The 25,600-nt window shown below is 55.7% G+C and carries 17 protein-coding genes, 1 pseudogene and 1 CRISPR repeat array; of the genes and pseudogenes, 10 read left to right on the top strand and 8 right to left on the bottom strand.

Features of this window, described 5'->3' with window-relative positions:
• Positions 1 to 15 precede the first annotated feature (15 nt).
• From PGS25_RS09640 to PGS25_RS09615, 6 genes are all read right to left on the bottom strand, one after another.
• Positions 16 to 1,188 carry a pyridoxal phosphate-dependent aminotransferase gene (locus tag PGS25_RS09640; protein ID WP_270418470.1) on the bottom strand — a complete coding sequence of 391 codons (1,173 nt, stop codon included), beginning with the start codon at positions 1,186 to 1,188 and terminating at the stop codon, positions 16 to 18.
• 2 nt (positions 1,189 to 1,190) lie between these two features.
• Positions 1,191 to 2,579: an FAD-binding oxidoreductase gene (locus PGS25_RS09635; protein WP_270418469.1), complete on the bottom strand. Its 1,389-nt coding sequence runs from the start codon at positions 2,577 to 2,579 to the stop codon at positions 1,191 to 1,193.
• Positions 2,580 to 2,643: 64 nt separating this feature from the next.
• Complete coding sequence (locus PGS25_RS09630; protein WP_270418468.1) at positions 2,644 to 3,534, bottom strand: MetQ/NlpA family ABC transporter substrate-binding protein; 891 nt, start codon at positions 3,532 to 3,534, stop codon at positions 2,644 to 2,646.
• A gap of 45 nt (positions 3,535 to 3,579) precedes the next feature.
• Positions 3,580 to 4,533, bottom strand: a complete 954-nt coding sequence (locus PGS25_RS09625) for an L-lactate dehydrogenase (RefSeq protein ID WP_270418467.1) — start codon at positions 4,531 to 4,533, stop codon at positions 3,580 to 3,582.
• Between the two features lie 12 nt (positions 4,534 to 4,545).
• On the bottom strand, positions 4,546 to 5,226 hold the full coding sequence (locus PGS25_RS09620; protein WP_270418466.1) for a methionine ABC transporter permease: 681 nt from the start codon (positions 5,224 to 5,226) through the stop codon (positions 4,546 to 4,548).
• Positions 5,207 to 6,253, bottom strand: coding sequence for a methionine ABC transporter ATP-binding protein (locus PGS25_RS09615; RefSeq protein ID WP_270418465.1), 1,047 nt, complete (start codon positions 6,251 to 6,253; stop codon positions 5,207 to 5,209). The genes PGS25_RS09620 and PGS25_RS09615 overlap by 20 nt, the downstream gene beginning before the upstream one ends.
• 490 nt (positions 6,254 to 6,743) lie before the next feature.
• Between PGS25_RS09615 and cas3 the strand changes: the two genes are divergently transcribed.
• From cas3 to PGS25_RS09570, 9 genes and pseudogenes are all read left to right on the top strand, one after another.
• Positions 6,744 to 8,921: a CRISPR-associated helicase Cas3' gene (gene cas3, locus PGS25_RS09610; RefSeq protein WP_270418464.1), complete on the top strand. Its 2,178-nt coding sequence runs from the start codon at positions 6,744 to 6,746 to the stop codon at positions 8,919 to 8,921.
• 376 nt (positions 8,922 to 9,297) lie between these two features.
• Complete coding sequence (cas5c, locus tag PGS25_RS09605; RefSeq protein WP_270418463.1) at positions 9,298 to 9,960, top strand: type I-C CRISPR-associated protein Cas5c; 663 nt, start codon at positions 9,298 to 9,300, stop codon at positions 9,958 to 9,960.
• Entirely contained in the window at positions 9,957 to 11,696 is a 1,740-nt protein-coding gene (cas8c, locus tag PGS25_RS09600; RefSeq protein WP_270418462.1) for a type I-C CRISPR-associated protein Cas8c/Csd1, read from the top strand. Before cas5c ends, cas8c begins: the two co-directional genes overlap by 4 nt.
• Complete coding sequence (gene cas7c / locus PGS25_RS09595; RefSeq protein ID WP_270418461.1) at positions 11,697 to 12,584, top strand: type I-C CRISPR-associated protein Cas7/Csd2; 888 nt, start codon at positions 11,697 to 11,699, stop codon at positions 12,582 to 12,584.
• Positions 12,584 to 13,204, top strand: a pseudogene (gene cas4 / locus PGS25_RS09590) (CRISPR-associated protein Cas4); the annotation flags it as partial. The gene cas7c and the pseudogene cas4, both read left to right, overlap by 1 nt.
• Before the next feature lie 33 nt (positions 13,205 to 13,237).
• Positions 13,238 to 13,865: a CRISPR direct-repeat array (repeat unit 32 nt; unit sequence GTCGCTCCCTTCGCGGGAGCGTGGATTGAAAT).
• Positions 13,866 to 14,174: 309 nt separating this feature from the next.
• Positions 14,175 to 14,849, top strand: coding sequence for a cysteine hydrolase family protein (locus PGS25_RS09585; protein WP_118480571.1), 675 nt, complete (start codon positions 14,175 to 14,177; stop codon positions 14,847 to 14,849).
• 47 nt (positions 14,850 to 14,896) lie between these two features.
• Entirely contained in the window at positions 14,897 to 15,166 is a 270-nt protein-coding gene (locus PGS25_RS09580) for a hypothetical protein (RefSeq protein ID WP_118480569.1), read from the top strand.
• Between the two features lie 15 nt (positions 15,167 to 15,181).
• A complete protein-coding gene (locus PGS25_RS09575) occupies positions 15,182 to 16,726 on the top strand; it encodes a sodium:solute symporter family protein (protein ID WP_118285831.1) in 1,545 nt (514 codons plus the stop codon).
• A gap of 20 nt (positions 16,727 to 16,746) precedes the next feature.
• Positions 16,747 to 19,536: a molybdopterin-dependent oxidoreductase gene (locus tag PGS25_RS09570; RefSeq protein WP_270418460.1), complete on the top strand. Its 2,790-nt coding sequence runs from the start codon at positions 16,747 to 16,749 to the stop codon at positions 19,534 to 19,536.
• 97 nt (positions 19,537 to 19,633) lie between these two features.
• Here PGS25_RS09570 and PGS25_RS09565 read toward each other — a convergent pair whose 3' ends face one another.
• A complete protein-coding gene (locus tag PGS25_RS09565) occupies positions 19,634 to 20,590 on the bottom strand; it encodes a ketopantoate reductase family protein (protein ID WP_270418459.1) in 957 nt (318 codons plus the stop codon).
• Between the two features lie 207 nt (positions 20,591 to 20,797).
• Here PGS25_RS09565 and PGS25_RS09560 point away from each other — a divergent pair, with 207 nt between their 5' ends.
• Positions 20,798 to 23,974 carry an ATP-binding protein gene (locus PGS25_RS09560; RefSeq protein WP_270418458.1) on the top strand — a complete coding sequence of 1,059 codons (3,177 nt, stop codon included), beginning with the start codon at positions 20,798 to 20,800 and terminating at the stop codon, positions 23,972 to 23,974.
• Positions 23,975 to 24,239: 265 nt separating this feature from the next.
• Here the strand turns inward: PGS25_RS09560 and PGS25_RS09555 are convergent, their stop codons facing one another.
• Positions 24,240 to 25,526: a vWA domain-containing protein gene (locus PGS25_RS09555; RefSeq protein WP_270418457.1), complete on the bottom strand. Its 1,287-nt coding sequence runs from the start codon at positions 25,524 to 25,526 to the stop codon at positions 24,240 to 24,242.
• Between the last annotated feature and the right edge of the window lie 74 nt (positions 25,527 to 25,600).

Below are 25,600 nucleotides of genomic sequence, written 5' to 3'. Positions count from 1 at the left end.
GGCTTTTCCTCCTGTTTATCGGTGTTTCGGTTTGATTTTATCACGCAGACCTTCCAGACGGTTGAGTGCATCGAGCAGCGTCTCGTCCTTCTTGGCAAAATGCAGGCGAATCAGGTTGTTGACCGGCTCACGGAAGAAGCTCGAGCCGGGAACCGCGCCTACACCGACATAATGCGCCAGATCCTCACAGAACGCAAGATCGCTCTCGTAGCCGAACTCGGAAATGTCGAGCAGAACATAGTACGCGCCCTGCGGGTCGGTATGGGCAATCTTCAAATTGTCCAGACCCTTGAGGAACAGCTCCTTTTTTTGTGTGTACTTGGCCTGCAAGTCGTCGTAGTAGTCCTGGCCCATCTTGAGACCGGTAACAACAGCCTCCTGCAAGGGTGCTGCTGCGCCGACGGTCAGGAAATCATGCACCTTTTTCGCGCGGTCGATGATCTCCGGCGGAGCGATGATATAGCCCAGTCTCCAGCCGGTGACGGAATACGTCTTGGAGAGCGACGAGCACGACAGCGTGCGCTCCCACATGCCCGGCAGGGTGGCAAAATAAGTGTGCTTGTTGGGTGCGAATACGATATGCTCATACACCTCATCGGTGATAACATAGGTGTCGTATTTCTCTGCGAGAGACGCGATAATCTCCAGTTCGGCACGGGTGAACACCTTGCCGCACGGATTGGACGGGTTGCACAGAATGATGGCCTTCGGGTGCTGACGGAACGCGTCCTCGAGCACATTTGCGTCAAAGTGGAAATCCGGCGGCACGAGCGGCACATAAATCGGCTCTGCGCCGGACAGAATGGTGTCCGCGCCGTAATTCTCGTAGAACGGGGAGAAAATGATGACTTTATCGCCCGGATTGGTGACCGTCATCATCGCGGCCATCATAGCCTCCGTGCTGCCGCAGGTCGCAACGATCTCGGTGTTCGGGTCGATCCTGCGGCCCATGAAATAGGTCTGCTTAGCGGCCAGCGCCTCACGGAAGTTCTGCGAACCCCAGGTAATGGAATACTGGTGGTAATCCTCGTAGGCCACCTGCGCCAGACGGTCGAGCAGCTCCTTCGGCGGCTCAAAGTCCGGGAAGCCCTGCGACAGGTTAACCGCGTCATACTGCATGGAAACGCGCGTCATGCGGCGGATAACCGAGTCGGTAAAGCCGGCGGTGCGTTCTGATAAGCTCTGCATGGTTATTTTCCTCCCACAATATAAGATTTCTGATCGTTCAGTATATGTTTCGGGTCGAGCGCGGCCTTGATGGTGTTCATCACGGCAAGATTCTCCTGCGCGGTCTCCCGCAGGAAGTACGACCGCTTGGAAATGCCGATGCCGTGCTCACCCGATGCTACGCCGCCGTAGGAATACGCCTTCGCGTATGCCTGCTCCATGTTGTCGTGCAGTTCACGCTCCCAGGTCTGCTGGTCGCGGCCGTCACGCACCACGCACAGATGCACGTTGCCGTCACCCGCATGACCGAACGCGATCATGCGCATACCCGAGGATGCTTCCAGCTCGTTGATATAGCGAACGAAATCCGCCGTGTGGCTGATGGGCACGACAATATCCACCGGCTCCTGCTCGGACACGGCCTCGACCGCCATGACGAGCGCACCGCGCACCTTCCAGATGTCCGCCGCCTGCTCGGCACTGCGGAGCACGATATAGTCGATGGCGCCGTTGTCGAGCGCAAGGCGGCGCACGCGCTCGATATTCGCGTTGACCTCGCTCTCGTGGCCGTCAAACGTCAGCAGAATGTACGAACCGGCATCCGGACGCGGATATTTCACGCCGGAAAAGCTCTCACCGAGGGCTACGACCTTGCGTTCCATGAACTCGACTGCGGTCGGGTTGGCGTTCGCCTGCAGGATAGTCAGCACGCTGCGGATACCCGTGCCGAGGTCAGCAAACGGAACGAGCACGCTCACCGTGGTCTCCGGCTTGGGAAGAAGGCGCAGCAGGCACTTGGTGATGACCGCCAGCGTACCCTCCGAGCCGATGAGCAGGTGCTTGAGCGACAGTCCGCTCGCGTCCTTCACCTGCTTGCCGCCGACTTTCAGCACTGTGCCGTCCGCAAGAACGACCTCCAGCCCGCGCACATAATCGCGTGTTACGCCGTACTTGACCGCACGCATACCGCCCGCATTGGTGCTGATGTTGCCGCCGATGCTCGACGCCTTTTCACCCGGGTCGGGCGGATAAAACAGGCCGCGTTCCTCGACGTAAGCCTGCAGATCCTTGAGCAGCATACCCGGCTCGACGGTGATGGTCATGGTGTCGCGGTCCAGCTCGAGCACGCGGTTCATTTGGGATACATCCAGAATGATACCACCGAACAGCGGAATTGTCGAGCCTACTAGATTGGTGCCCGCGCCGCGCGGCGTGACCGGTATGGCGTTTTCGTTGGCGTACCGAAGCACGCCGCTGACCTCCTCGGTCGAGCGCGCGAACACGAGCGCGTCTGCCGTGCCGGTGCGGCGGCCGAGCGCATCGCTCAGGTATTCCGCCGGAATATTTTCCTCGAAAAGCAGGCGTTCGCTGTCCGGAATGATCTCCTGCAGCGCCTGTTTGTTGATCTGCATTACTGTTTCCTCCCTGCCGAAAATGCCGCCGGTTGTTTCCGGCGGCATTAGGAATAATTATGAATTACTTGCCTGCCAGCAGATCCTGATCCCAGCCTGCCTTGATGAAATAGCCGCCGAACTGGTCGTTGAATACTGCCTCGGTTTCGTCGGACTGGAATGCTGCAACAACCTTCTTGTAGGTTTCCAGCTTGTCTGCATCCTCGAGGTCAGCGGAACGTGCTGCGATCAGGTTCCAGTACTCCTCGATGTCCAGCTGATCATCCTTGTAGATGGCGTCCTCGGTCTTAAGGCCGAAATCCAGTGCGTAGTTGCCGTTTACGACAGCTGCGGTAACGTCAGCCAGCGTGGACGGGATAACGTTTGCCTTCAGCTCCTCGATGGTGATCTTGGTGTTGTAGGTCTCGATGTCGTCGATGGTCGGGTTGAAGTCTGCGCTGTCCTTCAGCTTGATCAGGCCAGCTGCTTCCAGAACCTTGAGGGCGCGGCCGCCGTTGGTTACATCGTCCGGAATGGCTACGGTGTCGCCGTCCTTGAGCTCATCAACCGACTTAACCTTGTCCGAGTACAGGTTCAGCGGAATGATAAAGGTGTTGCCGATGTTCTCGATCTCATAGCCGTAGTTGTCGATCTCGCTCTGCAGGTAAATGCGGTGCTGGAAAGCGTTCAGATCGATCTCGCCGTTCGCAAGTGCGTTGTTCGGGGTAACGTAGTCCGAAAACTGTACGAACTCAAGGTCGATACCCTCGTCAGCCAGCTTTTCCTTGGCCGGAGTCCACAGATCCTCATAGATGCTGCCGACTACGCCGAGCTTTACGGTTACGACATCACCGGAATTGCTGTCGGATGCCTGTGCGTCATCGGAAGCTGCGCTGCTCGATCCGCCGCAGGCGGTCAGAGACAGGGCGAGGGTTGCTGCGGACAGGGACAGTGCGATGATTCTTTTAAGCTTCATTGGGATTACCTCCGTTTATGATGTGAACTTTTTAATTAACTGATGTTAGAGAGTGAGCGCCAGCTGATAATTCTCGCTCATGGTCTTGCAGGATGCGTTGAACTTCTCCTGCTCCTCCGGGGTGAGGTGCAGCTCAATGATCTCTGCGATGCCGTCGCGACCCACGATAGCGGGTACGCTGGCGTACACATCGTGCTGACCGTATTTGCCGTCCAACAGAACAGAAACCGAAAGAACGCGGTTCTCGTTGTAGAAAATGGCGCGAACGACTTCTGCGGCGGAAGCGCCGATGCCGAACTCCGTACACTGCTTGCCGCGCAGGATGGTCCAGCCGCCTTCACGGCCTGCGTCAGCAAGAGCATCCAGGTCGAGTTTGCCGAAGGTGTCCGGATACTCCTCGCGCCACTGTGAAAGCGGCTTGCCCGCGATGGTGACAGCCGACCATGCGACCATCTGGCTTTCGCCGTGCTCACCGAGCGCGTAAGCGGTGATGGATTTCTGGTCAATGCCGATCTCCTGCGCGATCGCGCGGCGCAGTCTTGCGGAGTCCAGCGTAGTGCTGGTGGAGAAGATGCGCTCCGGCGCCCAGTTCAGCGCGTGCTGGATGTAATGCGTGATAACGTCCGCCGGATTGGAGATATTGACGATAATGCCGTCAAAACCGGATTCCTTGATAGATTTTGTTACATCCTTCAAAATGGCGATGGTCTGACCCAGTGTATCCATACGGGTCTGATTGCCGGTCGGCAGCGGACCCGCCGCAATGATCATGATCTGCGCGTCCTTCGCGTCGCTGTAGTCACCCGCAGTGACCTTGGTGCGGACCGGAAGGTAATTGGTCGCGTCGGTCAGGTCGAGCGCCTGTGCGACTGCCTTTGCGCGGTCGGAGTCGATATAGACGATCTCGTCTGCCAGACTCTGCGAAATCAGTGCGTAGCCGACATGGGAGCCGACATGTCCTGCACCGACGATAACAACTTTACGATTGGAAATACTCATGTCAGACACTCCTTAATGCGTGTTCTTCTTGACGACCTTGCCGCCAACGAACTCCATAATGCAAACGATGATGACGAGGACCAGCACAGTGACGTTGGTAACGTCTAGCATATTGCGGTCGTGGCCGTAACGGATGGCGAAGTCGCCCAGACCGCCGGCACCGACGACACCGGCCATTGCGGTCAGGTTCAGCAGGCTGATCGCCGTGATGGTTGTGCCGCGCGCGATGGCAGCAACGCTTTCCTTCAGGTAAACGCGGAAAATGATTTCCATCGGTGTGGAGCCCATCGAGAGCGCCGCTTCGATCAGACCCGGATCAAGTTCTGCGAGTGCGCTTTCCACCTGACGGGTGAAGAACGGCACCGCACCGAATACCAACGGAACGATTGCACCCCGAACATAGATTGCCGTACCCATAATTGCACGGGAGACCGGCATTACCCACGTCAGCAGGATGATGAACGGGATGGAACGGAACAGGCTGACCAGCTTGTCCAGAATCTGATAGACGACCTTGTTCTCCAGAATGCCGCCCGGCTTGGTGACCGTGATCAGCACGCCCAGTGCCAGCCCGAGCACGAACGAGATTGCCCCCGACCAGACCACCATGAGCAGCGTGTCGCCGATGGCTGCATAGAAGTCCGGCAGCTTTGCCATCACGTTCGGAATGATGTTATTCAGAAACTCTTGCATCCTTGATGACCTCCACTCCTACGTTTTTCTCACTGAGATAGGCGATTGCCTGTGTGATTTGATCGCGGCCGCCGCTGATGATGGCTACCGTGCCGCCAATCGGTGCATTCTGCACGATGGCAATATCGGAAAAGATGATGTTGAGCACAATGTCGAACTTGCGCGATACCGTCGAGATGAGCGGCTCGGATACGTTGCGCTGAATGTAGCTCAGGCGCACGATCAGTTCACCCGGATTCAGCTTGACGACCGGCGAATCCTCCGCGATGAGTTCTTCGATCTTGCGAAGATTGGAGGTCGTGTGGATGAAGTTCTTGGTGATGTCCTCTCTCGGGTTGGCGAAAATGTTGAATACCTCGCCGGACTCGACCACCTTGCCGCGCTCCATAACGGCTACGCGGTGGCAGATCTCCTTGACGACCGCCATTTCATGGGTGATGATAACGACCGTGATGCCGAGGGTTTCGTTCAGGTGCTTGAGCAGCTGCAGAATCGCCTTGGTGGTCTGCGGATCGAGTGCCGAGGTAGCCTCATCGCAGAGCAGCACATTCGGGTCGTTTGCCAGTGCGCGAGCGATTGCTACACGCTGTTTCTGACCGCCGGACAGCTGCTTGGGATACGCCTCCGCCTTATCACCGATGCCGACCAGATCAAGCAACCGCTGTACTTTTTCCTCGATCTGCTGTTTGGAAAGGCCGCTGCCGCGCAGCGGATACGCTACGTTGCCGGCTACGGTGCGCGAGGGCATCAGGTTGAAGTGCTGAAAGATCATGCCAATCTTCTTGCGGGCCTGCCGCAGCTCCTTTGCCGAGAGCGACAGCATATCCTGACCATCTACGATCACCTTGCCGGAGGTCGGCCGCTCGAGCAGATTGATGCAGCGCACCAACGTCGATTTACCCGCACCGGAAAAGCCGATCATACCGAAAATTTCGCCCTTGTCAATCGTCAGCGAAACATCCTGCACCGCATGAACGGTTCGCTTGCCGCTCACAAACTCCTTCGAGATATGTGACAATTTTATCAAGAAAATTCCTCCTTATTCCTCTTAAATGCGCAAAAAAAGCGGGAAGCTCGCAGCTCCCCGCTTCAGAAAATGCAATGAATCCGCAAGAACGCGCAGCGTCAGGCAAGACGATTCAAAGTAATTTCGTATTCTGTCGGTCAGGCAGCATCTGAGCATAATACAGCATGTTCATACACATTCGACCCGACATTCGTGCGTTTACGATGAACATTTTGCTCGCTCCTTTCCGATCCCCTACTGGATTTGTTGGTTATAGAATAGCACAGTCAATCCCCAGTGTCAACCTCGGAATTATGGGAATTTCGTTTTCTGGCGGTTTTGCCAGTTTTGTATAAATTCATCCAGCAAAATCTATGGGATTTGACTGATATTTTCAGCAGTTTGCTGTAATTCAAGACGGTCTTCTTAGCAGGCATATTGGGTGTTGTACTTTTTATCGGACTTTAACTGTTATATACTGTATATAACAATTCAATAGAAGGTGATCGCTATGGATAAAAAATTCTATGCACACACCCGTCCGATCAATGAAAACGGCGTTGAACGTACAGAATATCAGCTTCTCTCCGATCACGAGCGCGGTGTCGGCACGCTCTGCGGGCAGTTTGCCGAAGCATTCGGTGCACAAGCTGAAGGTCACGAGGCCGGTGTTCACCACGATGACGGCAAAGCAACTGCCGCATTTAAGCATCGTCTTCTGGATAATGGTCCAAAGGTCGATCATGCAACCGCCGGTGCACGAAACATCATGTTGTCAAACAATCTGCTCTTAGCCGCTTGTGTCATGGGGCATCACAGCGGTTTGCCGGATTTAGGCAGCACAAATGACCCGGAAGGCACGCCCACCTTCACCGGCAGAATAAAAAAGTGGGGCACTCCCGCTATTCCGCCGCTCGATCCGGGTTACCCCATTCCGCCGGTACGCCTGCCGCAGCGTCCGGTCACCAAGCCGTCGCTTTCCGAGTCATTCCGCACGCGCATGCTGTACTCCTGTCTGGTGGACGCGGATTATCTGGATACCGAGCGATTCATGAAAGGCGATATGCCGCGCGGCATCGGAGATTCGCTCGAAACCCTGCTCATCCGCTTACAGGCCAAGCTAAACGAATGGGACAACCCGACTTCCGCGCTGAACAAGCTCCGTCAGCAGATCTTGCAGGCGTGCGTTTCCGCCGCAGCCAATCCCAAGGGCATTTACACGCTTACGGTTCCGACCGGCGGCGGTAAAACGACCAGTTCTCTCGCATTTGCGCTGCATCACGCCGTTGAGCACGGTATGAAACGTGTGATTTATGTTGTACCGTACACCTCCATCATCGAGCAGAATGCCGATGTTTTCCGCGGTATTTTAGGCGATGAGAACGTACTCGAGCATCACTCCGGTGTACAGTTCGAGAACGATGAGGAAAACGGCAATCCCGATCCCAAGGCACTGGCCGCCGAAAACTGGGACAGCCCGCTCGTTATCACAACCGCCGTTCAGTTTTTCGAGTCGATGTACGCTAACCGTTCCTCACAGTGCCGCAAGCTGCACAATCTGGCGAACAGCGTGATTATTTTCGATGAGGCGCAAATGCTTCCGCTGTGCCACCTGATGCCGTGCGTTGCAGCCATCGGCGCTCTGGTAGAGCAGTTCGGCGCAACTGCCGTGCTGTGTACGGCTACCCAGCCGGTACTCGGCGATTTGATTCAGCGATTCGCACCGTCGCATGCGGTTTCCGAGATTTGCCCGGAGATTCCGTTCTATTTTGACAAATTCCGCCGTGTAACGTTCCGGCAAGTCGGTGTCCTCGAGGATGACGCACTCGCCGAATTACTGTGCGCACATGAGCAGGTCCTCTGCATCGTCAATTCCCGCAAAGCGGCGCAGTCCATTTTCTCGAAATTGCCGGAGGAAGGCAGTTTCCATCTGTCCACATTGATGGTTCCGGCACACCGCCGTACGGTGCTCGAGCAAATCCGACGCCGACTAAATGACGGTTTGCCCTGCCGTGTCGTATCGACTTCTCTTGTTGAAGCCGGTGTTGACATAGATTTCCCCGCCGTTTACCGCGAACTGGCGGGTCTGGATTCCATTCTGCAGGCCGCCGGACGCTGCAACCGCGAGGGCAAGCGTGCCGCAGAGGACAGCATTGTTACTATTTTCCGCCGCACGGAGAAGGCTCCGCCGCTGTTTGGACAAGCCATCGGCGCGACAAATATTGCGCTGGATAACAATGCCGATCCCGCTTCTCCGCAGACAATGGAAAACTATTTCCGCGAACTGCGCAAGCTGAACGGTTCCGCGATTGATAAAATCGGCGTGATCGACGCGTTTGAGCGTGGACGCGGCGGCTCTCTGTATCCGTTCCGCACGATTGCCGAGAATTTTCGCATGATCGACAACGACACACGCACAGTTTATATTCCGTGGAAGGACGGTTCTGAACTCATCGAGCGGCTTTGCGATGGTGCGTGCTCTAAAAAACTGTATCGGCAGCTTGGGCAGTACGCCGTGCAGGTGTATGATGCGCATTTTCAGGCACTGTACGACGCCGGTGCGCTTCAAACCGCCGATGAAACCAATGGTCTGGACGACCGCAGTGCTATTCTGTGCGATCTGTCACTGTATGATGAGAAAACCGGTCTGTCGCTCAAGGCAGACAGCGGTCAGGCGTTTTTCGGGTGAAAGAAAAACGAGAGAATGCAATTACATTCTCTCGTTCTTCTACTGAAAACATTTTTCATATTTCAATCCACGCTGTTCGCAGCGACAATAATATTATTATAACTTTTTCCATGAATAATAGAAATACATACAACCTCTATATGTATTAATTTATATACATGCATAAATCTTCCCTCTTAAATTTATGCATATTGCAGAATACATTTTTCATGAAATTAGTTGTTCTTGTTTTATTTTAGTGCTATGATATAAACATGGATAAGGAAGTTTGCTTCCCTGTCTATTCAATAAATTACACCGAAGCCCTGTCACATATCCCACTCTCTGTTGATGCCAAGGAATATCTGGCAAGGCTTCGTAAAGGAGGGAATTACCAATGTCAATTCAAGTTGAAGTAAGCGGTCCATACGCTCTATTCAGCAGACCCGAAATGAAGACCGAACGCGTCAGCTATGACTGCATGACACCCTCGGCGGCACGAGGGTTGCTGGAAAGTATTTACTGGCACCCCGGTCTGCGCTGGATCATCGACCGCATTCATGTCTGTGCGCCGATTCACTTCACCAACATCCGCCGAAATGAGGTGAAGGACACCATCAACGCACGTTCGGTCAAGGCGTGGATTGCAAAAACCAAGGGTGAGCTGTACCTTGCTGCATCGGAAAGCATTCAGCAGCGTGCCGCAATGGTACTGCGTGATGTCCACTATGTCATCGAAGCGCACTTTGAAATGACCGACAAGGCTGCGCCGACCGACAATCCCGGCAAGTTTCAGGACATTATGAAACGCCGTCTGCGCCGCGGACAGTGCTACAGCATGCCCTACTTCGGCACACGGGAATTTCCGGTAAAGTTTGGGCTTTGTGAACAACTTCCGCCTTGTCCGGAGAAGCTGCTCGGTGAGCACGATCTCGGCTGGATGCTGCTCGACATGGATTACAGCGATCCCGCCAATATCACACCGATGTTCTTCCGCGCCAAGCTGATAGACGGTGTCATGGAGGTTCCCCCGATTCACAGTGCGGAGGTGGTCAAATGATTTTGCAGGCGCTGACGCAATATTATGATGCCCTCAATGCCCGCGGTGAAATTGATGCGCCCGGCTGGGGCAGACCGAAAATCAGTTATGCGCTCCAGCTGCGGGAAAACGGTGAACTCGCCCAGGTTATTCCGCTGCTGCACGAAGCAGAGGCAGGCAAAAAGAAAGTGCTCCGACCGCGTGAGGATATTCATCTGCCGGCGGCAGTCAAGCGTTCTTCCGGTGTCACGTCCAACTTTATGTGGGATAATTCGGCATATCTGCTTGGCATAGACGCAAAAGGCAAACCGGAGCGCAGTCTGCAATGCTTTCACGCCGCCGCCGAGCTGCACCGCAAGCTGTTAGACAATGTGGACTCTCCTGCCGCACACGCAATTCTCTCCTTCTTTGATACATGGCAGCCTGCCGAAGCTACACAGCCCCCTGCTCTTGTCGATGATTACGACAAAATCATTGCCGGTGCCAATCTGGTATTTTATGTGAACGGACAATATCCGGCAGATGATCCAGCCATCTGCGCTGCATGGCAGGCACATTACGACGGTGACTCCGATGCACCCAAACAGCAATGTCTTGTCACCGGCGAACTGGATGAGATTGCCGCCGTTCATCCCGCCATCAAGGGTGTGCGTGATGCGCAGTCCAGCGGCGCCGCACTTGTATCGTTCAACGCACCCGCCTTCTGTTCCTACGGTCACGAGCAGAACTACAATGCACCTGTTGGTAAGCACGCTGCATTTGCTTATACGACGGCGCTCAATCACCTGCTGGCTGACCGCGAGCATACGCAGTACATCGGCGACACCACCGTCGTTTGCTGGGCGGAGACTGCAGAACCGCAGTATACTGATTTTTTCAGCTGCCTTATGGGCAATAACACGCAAAGCTGGTCGGATAATGACTTATCCGCTGCGCTCAAACACCTTGCAGACAGCGAACCGTGTCAGGAATTAAATCTTGATCCTGAACGTGCGTTCTACATTCTCGGTCTGGCACCGAATGCCGCGCGTCTGAGTGTGCGATTCTTCTATAAAAACACGTTTGGTGAATTGATGAAGAACGTCAACGCGCACTATGAACATCTGAAAATCAAGCGTCCGGCAAAGGCGCCGACCGGATTCCTGCCGCTGTGGCAGCTGCTTGCCGAAACCGTCAACCAGAGTGCCCGCGACAAAAAGCCGAGTCCGGTTATGGCCGGTGCGACTGCCCGTGCTGTCTGGAACAACGACCGTTATCCGGCGGCACTGCTGAATGGTGTTATGCTCCGTATCCGCGCAGATTCTGAGGTAAACTGGCGGCGTGCCGCAATTTTGAAGGCGTATCTGCTGAAAAACTGCGAAAATCAGTCTAACTATTCTATTCTAAAAGAGGTGGCATATATGCACTTGAACGAAGACTGCACCTACCAGCCCTACATTCTGGGACAGTTATTTTATGTCCTCGAGCAGATTCAGCTTGCATCTGTAGATTATCAGATCAACCGCAGTATTAAGGACAGCTATTTTCGTGCGGCTGGCTCCACTCCTAAAACTGCATTTAATAAAATTATTCCGCTTAGTGAGTACCATATAAAAAAACTGATGCGCAATAAGCACAATTATGCCGTTAAATTGCAGAACGAAAAGGAACATCTGCTCTCTCTGCTGACCGAGACGCTTCCTTCTCGCTATAACCCCGAAGAAACCACCTGTTTTTATCTTGGATACTACCATCGCAAAGTAAAGGAGGACAAGTAAATGGAACCCATCAAAAACCGCTATGAATTTGTAATCTTTTTCGACGTGGAAAACGGCAATCCGAACGGCGATCCGGATGCGGGCAACATGCCGCGTATCGACCCGGAAACCGGCTACGGTCTGGTGACCGATGTGTGCCTCAAGCGCAAAATCCGCAACTATGTGGAAATGGCCAAGGAAGGCGAATCCGGCTACCGCATTTACATCAAGGACGGTGTACCGCTCAACCGCAGCGATGCAGAAGCCTGCGCTTATGTCGGTATAGCGCCGGACAAGCTCAAGGATGCAAAGAAGAAGGACGACCAGCTGGACAGCAAGCTGCGCGACTTTATGTGCCAGAATTTCTACGATATTCGCACATTCGGTGCGGTTATGACCACCTTTGTCAAGGGTGCACTCAACTGTGGACAGGTGCGCGGTCCGGTGCAGCTTGGCTTTGCCCGCAGTGTGGATCCTATTGTTCCGCAGGAAGTCACGATCACCCGTGTTGCCATCACCACCGAGGCTGACGCGGAGAAAAAGGACACCGAAATGGGCCGCAAGTACATCGTGCCTTACGGTCTGTACCGTGCGGAAGGCTATGTTTCCGCTAACCTCGCCCGCAAGACGACCGGATTCTCTGAGGATGACCTTGAACTGCTGTGGACGGCAATCATCAACATGTTCGAGAACGACCATTCGGCTGCTCGCGGCAAGATGGCTGTACGCCAGCTGATTGTGTTCAAGCATGATTCCGAGCTTGGCAACGCACCCTCGCACAAGCTGTTTGATCTGGTTCATGCCGAGCACAACGAAGGCGTGATTGCGCCGCGTGCGTACACGGACTACACCATCACGGTTGACGAAGCCAACCTGCCGGCCGGCGTGACCTGCAAGGTACTGGGGTAATCTACGCCGAGGAGGACTTCCTCCAGCTCTCCGGTTTGCAGCATTTCGCATTCTGCCGTCGGCAATGGGCGCTCATCCATGTAGAGCATCAGTGGGCGGAGAATTACCGCACGGTGGACGGCTCGATTCTGCACGAGAAAGCGCTCGGCGGCGGCACGGAAAGCCGCGGCGACCTGCTGATTGTTCGTGCCATGCGTATCCATTCTGCGGTGCTCGGTGTGTCCGGTGAATGCGATGTGGTGGAATTTCATCGCTCGGAAAACGGCGTTACCCTGCAGGGACGAGACGGACTGTGGTCGCCGTTTCCAATCGAATACAAGCGCGGCAAGCCCAAGCCGCACGGCGCGGACGAGCTGCAGCTGTGCGGTCAGGCGATGTGTCTTGAGGAAATGCTGTGCTGTCAGATTTCCGACGGTGCGCTGTTCTACGGTGAGCCGCGCCGACAGACGCCTGTCGAATTTACAGACGAACTGCGTCAGCGTGTGCGCGACAGCCTTGCCGAAATGCATGACTATCTGCGGCGCGGCTGCACGCCTAAGGTAAAACCGCAGAAAGGCTGCTCGGCCTGCTCGCTCAAGGAATTGTGTTTGCCCGAGCTGATGAAGGCGAAACCTGTCTCCGGCGCTCATGGGCGCGTGCGCAATCGTCAATCGGTCGCTCCCTTCGCGGGAGCGTGGATTGAAATTTAACTGACATTTGCGAGTTATCCCAGTAATAGGTCGCTCCCTTCGCGGGAGCGTGGATTAAAATGGTATCGTTTTTGATGTATGTGGCGATCTGCTTAAGTCGCTCCCTTCACGGGAGCGTGGATTGAAATACGCGGAAGGTACGCTCCTGCGTGTCGCGGATATGTCGCTCCCTTCACGGGAGCGTGGATTGAAATGGATGCAGCAGCGTAACACTCAGCGCGCCGCGTGGTCGCTCCCTTCGCGGGAGCATGGATTGAAATGCGAATTTCAGCCGTGTTGATCTGGCGCTTGACGGTCGCTCCCTTCGCGGGAGCGTGGATTGAAATTGATGATGCTCTCGGAACGTCTGCCGATGCCCCGCCGTCGCTCCCTTCGCGGGAGCGTGGATTGAAATAACGACAATTTCCAGAATTACAAGCGGTACGGCATCGTCGCTCCCTTCGCGGGAGCGTGGATTGAAATATGCCCGCAACGGCATTAAACTACGGAAATTGGGTCGCTCCCTTCGCGGGAGCGTGGATTGAAATAAGCGCGCGGCGGTCCTCTGGGGCATTGGACGAGTCGCTCCCTTCGCGGGAGCGTGGATTGAAATTTGATGAGCAGACCGGGTTTCTTGGTGTTCTCGATGTCGCTCTCTTCGCGGGGAGCGCGGATTGAAATTTAATATGCAGCAGTATGTCCGCAGATACGCCTTGCGTCGCTCCCTTCGCGGAGCGACACAGATAGCCGCATCGCCTCCCTCCCGTCCAGCATCGCCAGTCTCCATCCCTTCACGATCTTTCCCCAACCCGACCAAAATATTTGCACATGTCATGACACATGTGCTATAATAACTCCAATACCGCTATTGACAGCGCCGCACAGATTGCTGCGGCGTTTTGCCGGGAAGGAGAAAAATCAAATGAAAGCATACTTTGACAGCATTGAAAAGGAGGTTCCGGAGCAATTACAGCAGGTTTTCCTTAATCGCCGCGATACGGCTGTCATTACGATTGACATGCACGATGGACACCTGTCAACCGACCCGGACTGTCCATGTCCATCTCCGCGAGGACGCGAGATCATCGAACCGCTCAATCATTTCATGAACGAAGCACGCGCGCTCGGTCTGCCGATCATCCATGTCCGCTCAACGCTGCGTAAGGGCGGCGCAGACGAAAAACTGTTTCCGTCTGCGTGGCGCATGGTGTTTCCGGTTACGGTCGGTGAGATTCCCAACATCGCAGAGCACGCCATCGAAGGCACACGCTGGAACAGAATGTCCATCGACGTACACGACGAGGACTACATGGTGACGACCAAAAAGCGCCTGAGCGCGTTCTATCCGACCGATCTGGAGCTGCTGCTGCGCAACCTCGGCATCCGCCGCGTGGTGCTCACCGGCTGCATGACCGACTGCTGCGTTATCAACACCGCCTTCGATGCCGCAAACCGCGATTTCCGCGTCGTCGTGCCGCGCGACCTGACCCGCGGCTCCGAGCACCTCGAAGAGCCTGCGCTGCGCATGATCTCGCTGCATCTGGGACTGGTCGTAGATTCGGATGCGCTGCTGGATGAATGGCGCTCTCAGGACTAAATGCATACCTGAAATTACATATAAACAAGAAAACAAGGTGACACAAAATGAAAATCGGCAGAACAGAAAAAATCTGGCTGGCGTCTGTGCTGTTCTTCTGGGTATTCTATAATTTCCCGGGATTCCCACCCTACGGCAGCGAGACCGCCTGCATCATACACGGTCTGATCAGCTTTGTCGGCACGGTGCTGTCCGTGTATATCGGCTGCAAGCTGACCGAAAAGGAGTATCCTCTGATTGAGGACGAGGAACAGGGCGAAACAGCAGAGAATATGACGCCTGCCGCTTCCGAAACGCAAAAAGAATCGGACAAATAAAGGATAACAGAGAAAATGACAACACAGGGTTTACTTTCAGGCAAAACGGTATGGATCGTTTTTGCGGCATATTTTCTATTTTTAATCGCCATCGCGCGCTACACCACATGGAAGGAAAAACGTGACGCCGGCAAGGTCGATCTGCAGGGCGGCCGGTTCAAGTGGCCGGTCATGGTCATGACCTATATCGCCTCCTGCATGAGCGTCTGGGTATTTTTCGCAGGCCCGGGCGCATATTACCGCTACGGACTGGGCTACTTCTTCTCGGAGATGTGCATCTACTCCATGTTCCCGATCATCTGCTACTTTACAATGACCAAGGTATGGCTGGTCAACCAGCAGAAGCACTTCACCACTCCGGCAGATTTCTTCTTCTGCCGCTACAAGTCCAAGGCGCTGACCGTTATCATCGACATTGTTTACATTATCTGCGCCGTGCCGTTTATCTCGGCGGTACTGGTAGCCGGCGGACGCGCGGCTGAGGTAGCCACCGGCGGCGCGGTATCCTCGCAGACGTTTACGCTCATTTGCGGCATTATCATGACGGTATTCGTCATGCTCGGCGGTGTAAAATCCACCGCCCTGGCGGATGCTGTACAGGGCTGGTTCTTCATTCTGGCGTTGTGGGCAATTATTTTCGTAACGCTCAAGATTGTGTTCAACGGCTCCATCATCGAGGCGTTCCAGACCGTCCGTGTGCAGACGCCGGACTGGTTCTCCTACCCTGGTCCGATCGGTATCTGCACCTATCCGTCGCGCGTCAGCTATCCGCTTGCGTGCGCGTTCGGCTACACGCTGCTGCTGCCGCAGGTCTTTGTGCGCTCGGGTTATTACAGCGCGGGTCTGAAGGACCAGCGTCAGATGGCTTTCCTTGCACCGTTCCTGCAGATCATTGTCTGGGGCGGCACAATGCTCATCGGTCTGGTAGCACTGGCTGCCATGCCGAATCTGACCAGCTCGGAGACCGAACTGGTTATCCCGTATATGTGCAACATCATCGCGGGCACGCACGGTCTGCTCGCGCAGATTTTGATGATCGTGTTCCTCATCGGCGTACTGGCGGTCGGTCTGTCCACCGCAAATGCGCTGCTGATGGTCATGTCCTCTATCATCTACAAGGATCTGCTCGTCGGCATCGGCCACTGCAGGTTCAAGGCCTCCGAGACCTCGGTTATCCGCGTGGTGATTCTGCTGTTCGGTACTGTAACAGTCGCCGTATCGCTCATGCACTGGGAATACGTCTACAATCTGATGATTTTCGCAGACTCCCTGGTCGAATCGCTGTTCCCGGCACTGGTATTCGGCATTTATTGCAAGTGGGCAACCCGAAAAGCCGCTATCACCTCGATTTCGGTCGGTGCGATCATCATCTGCCTGACCTTCTTCGTCTGGGATCTCGGCTATGTGTGGTACGGCACGATCGGTCTGGCGACCGCGTTCGTGCTGATGTATGTGGTCTCTAAGCTGACAAAGGATGACCCGAAGGACAGCGAGGACTTTTACGAAGCGCTTGACTCCGGTCACAGACGCTTCATGCGCATCAAAGCAAAAATCAAGTAACGGCAGGAGGGCGAAATCCCATGCTACGATTTACGCTCAATGGCACACAAATTGAAATAGAAGACGGCGAAAGCCGCACATTGCTCGAATATCTCCGCAATGTAAAGTGCATGAAGGGCACAAAAGAAGCCTGCAGCACCGGTCACTGCGGCGCGTGCAGCGTACTGGTGGACGGCAGGCTGACACGCTCGTGCGTGACGCTCGTGCACCGATTGGACGGCAAAGCCGTCGAGACCATCGAAAATGCACCGAACGACACCATGCTGCAGGTGATTCAGCACTCGTTTCTCGATGTCGGCGCTGTGCAGTGCGGCTTCTGCACACCGGGCATGGTGATGGCGACAAAGGCGCTGCTGCTGCACCATCCGGCTCCGACCGAGCCGGAAATCTGCGACGGGCTGAAAAACAACTACTGCCGCTGCACCGGCTATGTCAAAATTATCGAGGCGGTCAAGCTGGCAGCGGCGCGGCTGCGCGGGGAAGATCCGGATATCGACAGCTTCCGCAGCCACGAAAGCACGGTTATTGTGGTCGGGGAAAATCAGGTCGTGCCCGAAATCACCGGTTCCGCGGTCGGCAAGTCGGTCTGGGATGTGGACGGCATGGACAAGACCGGCGGCAAACTGAAATTCTGCGACGACCTCACCGCTGAGGACATCGGCGCAGATACTCTGCTGCATGGTGCATTTGTCTGGGCGCCGGCACCGCAAGCAAAGATCAACACAGTGGACTACTCCGCCGCCGAACAGGCGGAAGGCGTGGTGCGCATCGTGACGGCGGCTGACGTGCCCGGCATGAATAAGGTCGGCACATGGACGCCGGAGCAGCCGGTCTTTTGCACGGATGAGGTGCGGTTTCTCGGTGACCATCTCGCGCTGGTTGTCGCGGATACGGCGGCGCACGCGAGAGCGGCCGCCAAACTGGTTAAAATCGACTATGAAGAACTGCCCGGTATCTACACCATGGCGGACGGCTACCGCAAAAACAGCTTCATCGTACACACCGGCCGCGTCAGCGGCGATGTGGAGCAGGCAAAGCAGCGGACGGACATCGTCAAGCTCAATGTCTCCAAGGATATCGAGCCGCAGGAGCACGCCTGCATGGAGCCGGTTTCGGCTATCGGCATGGTGCAGGACGGCAAAACGATCCTCTATTCCTGCACACAGGCGCCGTTTGAAATCCGCAGTATGCTGGCAAAGATTCTGGACAAGCCGGAGGAGGATATCCGCGTTATCGTGACACCGCTCGGCGGCGGCTTCGGTAAAAAATGCGACTCATTTCTCGAAGCACCGGCGGTTGTTGCCGCTCACGCCTGCGGCAAGCCGGTCAAGATTACGCTGACGCGCAAGGAGGATTTGATCCTCACCACCAAACGCCACGGCTACCATACGGATTACGAGATCGGCTTTACGCCGGACGGCAAGTTCCAGTATCTGGACTGCCGCATGTTTTCGGACGGCGGCCCGTACGAATGCGAAAGCTACGGCACGCTGATGACCGGCGCGCTGATGAGCGGCGGCCCGTACATCATTCCCAATGTCAAGGTGGAAGGCTCGGCGATCCGCAACAACAATCTGCAGGGCGGCGCGTTTCGCGGCTACGGCATCAATCAGGCGGCGATCTCCATTGAAACTGCGATGGACATGATGGCGGAAAAGCTGGATATCGACCCGTTCGAGCTGCGCCGGCGCAATGCCGTCTATCCGGGTGCGACCTCGGTCGGCGGTGAGGTGCTCAAATACAGCATGGGTATGATGGATACCATCAACCAGTGCGAAAAAAGTTTGCGAAAAGCACTCAAGGAATACGAAGGCCAGTATCCCAAGGGCAGCAAGGTGCTTGGATGGGGCATGGCCTCGGGATTCAAGAATGTAGGCGTCGGCAAGGGTATTTTCACCGATGACGGTGCGTGCAGGCTGATTCTGCAGGGCGACGGCCGCCTGCACATGATCGTTTCCGGCACGGATATGGGACAGGGCTTCCGCACAGCCATGACGCAGATCGCGGCGGAAACGCTCGGCATGAATATCGCAAATATTTACATCACCAACGGCGACACCGAGCTGACTATCCCCACCGGTGAGTCGGTTTCCGAGCGGCAGACGCTGTGCGGCGGCCGTGCAGTATATGAGGCGTGCGTCAAGCTCAAGCAGGATTTAGACAGCCGTCCGTGGCGGCCGGGCGAAGAACGCCGCGCGGAATACTATTATGCATCCGACCCCTGCTTCGCCATCGGCGATTTTGAGGGCGCGAAAAAGCGCGGTGCAAAATACCGCAACTTTCCGGCATATGCGTATGCCACGCAGGCCGCTATCGTCGAGGTGGACAAGGAGACCGGCAAGGTTCGTCTGCTCAAAATCATTGCGGCACACGATGTTGGCCGCGCCATCAATCCGCATATCATCGAGGGACAGATGCACGGCTCCTGCTCGATGGGACAGGGCTACGCACTGACCGAGGGTTATCCGACAAGGAACGGCTATCCGGTCAAGACGCTGTACCGTCAGCTGGGTCTGCCGCGTGCCGAGGATACACCGGATTACGAGATTATTTTAATCGAGGACCCGGAACCGCAGGGCCCGTTCGGTGCCAAGGGCATTTCCGAGGTTGCGACCGTGCCCGTCACACCGGCGATTCTCAACGCCGTGTCGCGTGCCATCGGCGTGCGCATCAATAAGGTTCCTGCGTCGCCCGAGGTCGTGCGCGAGGCCATCCGCACCGGCAAGTGCGAGGTGCCGACCATGGAGCAGCAGCTTCAGGCGCTCAAGAAGGATTGCGAATGTCACCGTCCATCGGACGGTGTGCAGTGAAATTGTCGTTGTTGACAATGACAGTCGAAACAGCATCACCACCCATAGTGCAAAGACCCGGAATCTTTCTTCGGAAGATTCCGGGTCTTTGCCGTTTTCACTTATTTTCTGTCTGTTTTTTTACCGCCTCTGCGATTTTGCGATACTCCGGCACGTCCACGCCGTACTGCTCTGCCAGACGCACAACCTGATAAATCAGACCATCCACCTCGGACTGCTTGCCGGCTTCCATATCGCGCTGCATAGAGGTAGACGCGGTCGGTGCAAGTGCGTCCAGAATGCGCAGGTTGCGCTCGACCAGCTCCCCCGGCCTGCTCTCCAGCGGAATACCCATCTTGTTCGCTATCGCAGCGACCTCTTTTATCAGGCGCACAAAGCTGTCGCGCACCTCGCCCGGATGCTGCATTTCCGCAGCTTTTGCGTGATAATACTGTCCGCAGGCCGCATTCGGCGACACATATGCAAATTTGAGCAGCGTGTCGCGCTCGACATAGGGAGAATAAATCGGGGCGATTCCGGCGTTTTTGAGGTCTGTCTCGACCTGCTGCAGCACCGGATGGTCGGTCTTGTGGCTCGGCAGTCCGTACACGATACGGCAGATCGCGCCGTGCTTCTGAATGACACCCGGCGCAATCCGGTTGGCCGAAATGTAGATGCAGCCGTCCGTGACAAGCAGCTCAGGCAGCTCTGCCTGCAGGGTACGGCCCGTGCCGTAGATGTTGAGCACCGGAATAACTACCGTGTCTTTGCCTGCTGCCTTGCGGATGAACGGTACGGTATCCGCGAGAGAGTATCCTTTGACACACACGAAAATCACATCCGGCGCGGGAGCGCCCTGCTCCCGCGCGGCAAGAAAGCCGTCCATGTCGATTGCCTTGACCGGAATGCTCTCGCGCTCATTTTCTCCGGATACAAGCGTCAAGCCGTGCTTCTGCAGGACCGCAAGATGCTTTCCGCGTGCAATAAGCGTGGTATCCGCACCGGATTTGCTCAAATACGCGCCTACCGGTCCGCCAACGCCACCGGCACCGATAATCATATAACGCAGCTTCATCCTCTGTTCCTCCGATTGCTTTTTCTGCATTATAGCACAAAATCGGCAATGTATCCACAAGTCTGTGGATATCTCTGTGCAGCGTGTGATTCTCCGCTTCTGTCATTGCATTTGTTCCCTTTTCACGATATAATGATTCTATATATACTTTCTCACCCGTCTAATTTGTTCGACAAAATTCGACAGCCTGCAAGGAGGTCATTGCACATGGCTGGCAACCCCAAAAAGAAAAGCACCGGCATCGTCAACGCCGCCATTGGCGCGCTGGCAGTCGTGCTGGCTATATTGATTGTCTGGATGATGAACCTCGTTGCCGGTATTCAGGGCACCGCGCGTATCATCAACTACGCCGGACTCGTGCGCGGCATGATCCAGCGTATCGTCAAGCTGGAAATCTCCGGTCAGCCGCAGGACGGCATGCTCGCAGATATTGACGCGTTTATCGACGGACTGCGCTTCGGCAGCGACGAGCTCAACCTCGTGCGGCTGAACAATGATGCCTTCCAAAGCAAAATGCAGGAGCTGGACGACTATTTTCAAGCACTCAAGCAGGAGATAGGCCGCGTGCGCGCAGTCGGGTCAAATAACACGGACATCATTCCCATAAGCGAAACCTTTTTCGGCATCTGCAATGACGCGACCGGTCTGGCAGAGGCGTACTCACAGCGCAAGGCAACCTCGCTTTCCATTCTGGAGAAGTACATCACAGCGGATATCGTCGTGCTCATGCTGCTGATCGGCTACCAGCTGTTTCAGGCGCTGCGCACGGCTACGATGAACCGCGCTCTGCAGCATAAGGTCTATCTGGATGCCGCGACCGGTCTCCCCAACAAGAACAGGTGCGAGGAGCTGCTCGACGATCCGACGCCGCCTGCACCCGAAACCGGTGTGTGCAGCTTTGACCTGAATAATCTGCGCCGCATCAACAACAGCATGGGCCATGAGACCGGTGACGCATACATCCGGCGGTTTGCGGTCGCGCTGCGTGCGGCCATGCCCGAGGAGCATTTTGTCGGCCGTGCAGGCGGCGATGAGTTTCTCGCGGTAACGCACGGACTGGATGCCGATGCGCTGCAGAAATTGCTCTCCCATGTCCGTAAACAGCTTGCCGAGGAGTCCCGACAGCATCCGGATACACCGCTCAGCTATGCAGTCGGCTTTGCGCTTGCATCGGACAATCCGGACAGCAATATGCGCGATCTGTTTGACCTTGCGGACAAAAACATGTACATCAACAAAAACCACGTCAAGCGCGAGGAAGCCGCCGCCGAAAAGCGGCTGGATTTTCAGCTGTTGAAGCAGGTCAACCACCTGCACCGCAGCTTTTCCGACTGCCTGTACTGCGATGCGCGTCTGGACACCTACCGCACCATCCGCGCGTGCGAGAGCTTTTTTCTGGCATCGGACGGCAGCTACACCGGCGCTGTTGAGCAGATTGCCGAGGAACAGGCTGCTAAAAGCGAGCGCAGCCGCGTCCGTTCTGCGCTGCAGCTTGACGTACTGCAGCGCAGCCTGCACAGCGCAGAGGATACCCTCGAACTGCAGTACAACGCGGCCGAGGAAAGCCGCTACAGCCGTTTGACCGTTCTTCCGATTGACTGGGACAGAAACGGCAGGCTGCATCATTTCATCCTCGCATTCGAGACCATTCGGCTGAACGCCGACCAAGCCATCGACCCGAAGGAGCAGCTGACGCTGTACTACGAGCAGCTAAAGCAGTCTATCCTTGAGAACGACAGCTATGTGGACGCGCTGCTCGATATGGCAGGCACAATCTACACGGTAAACCTCACGCGCGACACCCTCGAGCGCAACATTTCACCTGCCGGCAAGAGTGATTCGGACCGGGCGCTGTTCCTCGACTACCCGCTTCCCTGCGCCTACCGCGACTACTGCGATGAGTACCGCAAGCGCGTCACACCGGCAACACTCGGCAGCTACCGCACGGCAGATACCAGTGCCCGTCTGCTCAAGCGCTTTGCCGCCGGTGAAAAACACATCACGGTGGAGTACTGCGTGCAGGAGGATGACGGCGCTATCCGCTGGGTACAGAAAACCGTGCTGATGACGCAGACTACCGTGTTTGATCCGGAAATCAATGCCGAAATGCCGATGGTCACGGCGATTATCCTGCTGCAGGATACCTCGCAGATGCACGCCCGCGACGAGCAGGAGAACGCCCGTCTGCAGGCCGCCTTCGATGAAATGCGTATTGCGAACCGCACCAAAACCGAATTTCTCTCACGCATGAGTCACGATATCCGCACACCGCTCAACGGCATTATCGGTCTGCTGCAGGTGGACGAAACCCACTTTGATGACAAGGCGCTGCTGCTGGAAAATCACAAAAAAATGCAGATTTCCGCCAATCACCTGCTGTCGCTCATCAACGATGTGCTGCAGATGAGCAAACTGGAGGAGGGCACGACAGTCCTCACGCATGAGCGTATCAGTCTGGTGGAGCTGACCCGCGATATCATTACCATTATCGTCGGCCGCGCTGAAGAAGCCGGCATTGAGTGGGAGTACGAAAAGGACAAATGCATCATTCCGTACCCGTATATTTACGGCAGTCCGCTGCATCTGCGGCAGATTTTCCTCAATATTTACAGCAACTGCATCAAATACAACCGTCCCGGCGGTAAAATCACCACCCGTACGGACTCGCTCGGTGAACAGGACGGCAAATGCATCTACCGTTGGACGATTTCGGATACGGGTATCGGCATGAGTCCGGACTTTGTTGACCATATTTTTGAACCGTTCACGCAGGAAAAGCAGGACGCGCGCAGCTATTATCACGGCACCGGTCTCGGCATGACCATCACCAAGGAGCTTGTCGACCGGATGGGCGGCTCGATTGCGGTCACGAGTCAGCTTGGCGTCGGCTCCACCTTCGTGATCACCCTGCCGTTTGAAATTGCACCGTCTCCCGAGCAGACACCGGACGCACATGCCGCGCCGGATATCAGCATTGCAGGCTGCAGGCTGCTGCTCGTCGAGGACAATGCCCTCAACGCCGAAATCGCACAGATCCTGCTGACCGACGAGGGAGCAACCGTAACCGTCGTCACGGACGGCAAACAGGCTGTGGAAATCGTGCAGAACAATCCGCCGGACACCTTCGACGCGGTTCTCATGGATATAATGATGCCTGTGATGAACGGCATTGACGCTACGAAGGCCATTCGCTCGCTCAACCGCCCGGACGCGAAAACGCTGCCCATCATCGCCATGACCGCAAATGCCTTTTACGAGGATGCACAGAAGTGCCTCGCCGCAGGCATGAATGCCCATCTGGCAAAGCCGCTGCAGATAAAGAAGGTCAAGCAGACGATCGCCGAATGGGTGAAAAATAACCGAACTGCAAAAAAGGACGCGTAAAGCGTCCTCAGTCTGTCGAAAAGTCATATAGTCAGCATTTTTCAGCATTTCGCGCGGCAGCGCGCATGAAATAGCATTTGCTCTGCAAATGCTCAAAAAGGGGGAGCATGTATCACCCTTTTTGAACTTCTGGAGGGAGAAAGTTTCTGTATAGGAACTTTCGGACGACTTTGGAACGGCCCACGGTCCGTTCCTGCTTGTCGGCGAAACTGTAGTTTCGCGACAGCCTCAAAGGACGCGTAAAGCGTCCTTTTTCATTCTACTTTCATTCTACGGCTAACGCATCCTCGCTGATTACCGCCCGAATCCCCCAGGACGGCACCTTATCCGGATAGGCTTCGCCTTCGAGCATGACGAATGCCGCATCGTACTTCGGACGTTTTTTCGGGTAGATGCCGAGTCCGTCCGTGAAGTACAGCAGGCCGCGCAGATGGCGGAACGCGCCTTCGGCGTTTAAGCGGTCAACGTGCTCGAAAACCGGACGAAAATCGGTCGCAGACTGACCGATCAGTTCAAAATGCTCCATATATTCCGCAAGTTCCCGCGCATTTGTCACCTTTTTATCCGAGCGCAGCTGATCGTCGCACTGCAGAATACGCAGGTTGAAATGCCGGAAAAAACTGGTGTTCTCCTGCAAAAGCTCATAGGTGCGGCTGAGGAACGCGCGCACGAGTTCACCAGAGGTGGACATCGAGGTATCAATGGCAATGACGAAATCCTCGATTTTCCGCACCTCCCGCGTCTCTAACGGCTCGATGAGCGGCATATTTCCGAAATGACGCAGCCCGTAGGCGTAGTAGCCGTAGTCGAACGAATCCGCATCCACCGAGACCTCCTCCCGCAGAGCGGCAAACCGGCGCAGGAACGCGCGGAAATCGGTCGTTTTGCGAGTGGAAACGGCAAGCTGCTCCCGCACGACCTGACCGCCTTCCGCCTTGTTCGCAAAAACGGTTTCCATCGCGGTCTGCGTGCGCTCGGCCTGCTGCTGCCAGCGGCGCTCCTGCTGATCGTCGTCCTCCTTGTACCACAGCGTGTGCTCGTCTGTCGCAAACACGCGCGTGAGCGTGGCACAGTCATACGAATTCAGCCGTGTGCGCCGAAAATGGCGATAGACCGCCTCAGCCGTCAGGACCGGCAGCTCGTCCCGCAGTTCGCGGTAGATATTCTGCCGCCGAACCGACACCTTTTCTGCCTGCAGGCAGCGGTAATCGAGCGAATCCAGCATGCTTTCAACCGCGATATCGCACGAAAGGTCCCACAGGTCAGCATCGCGTCCGCGTGTCTTTCCGGGGTGTCGCAACAGACAGTGGAACAGCGTGTGCAGGTACGCGCGGTTGACGTTCGCGCGGGAACGCTCGTACTGCTGCGCCAGCCATGCACCGCTGAAAAACAGCACGCGCGTGTCGGTAGCGAGCGTGGGTGTATCGTAACCGTCTGCCGCAGGCAGCGCCGCCAGCGCGGAATCGAGGAACGGCAGATTCATGTACAGTTCGGTGCGGGCGGAAAACAGGATTTCGCGTCCGATGGAGCGCCAGCGGTCGGATTGCGGCATGGAAAACATCACCTCACAGGTTCATCTTGCATCGTAGGGCGGGGTGCCCTACGGATTTATTGATAACTTCTATA

The sequence above is a fragment of the Butyricicoccus sp. AM78-15b2TA genome, from assembly GCF_027665985.1.
In the GTDB taxonomy this organism is placed as follows: domain Bacteria; phylum Bacillota; class Clostridia; order Oscillospirales; family Butyricicoccaceae; genus Agathobaculum; species Agathobaculum butyriciproducens.
Note: the sequence above shows the minus strand (reverse complement) of the source record. Positions and strands in the feature narration are given on the sequence as shown.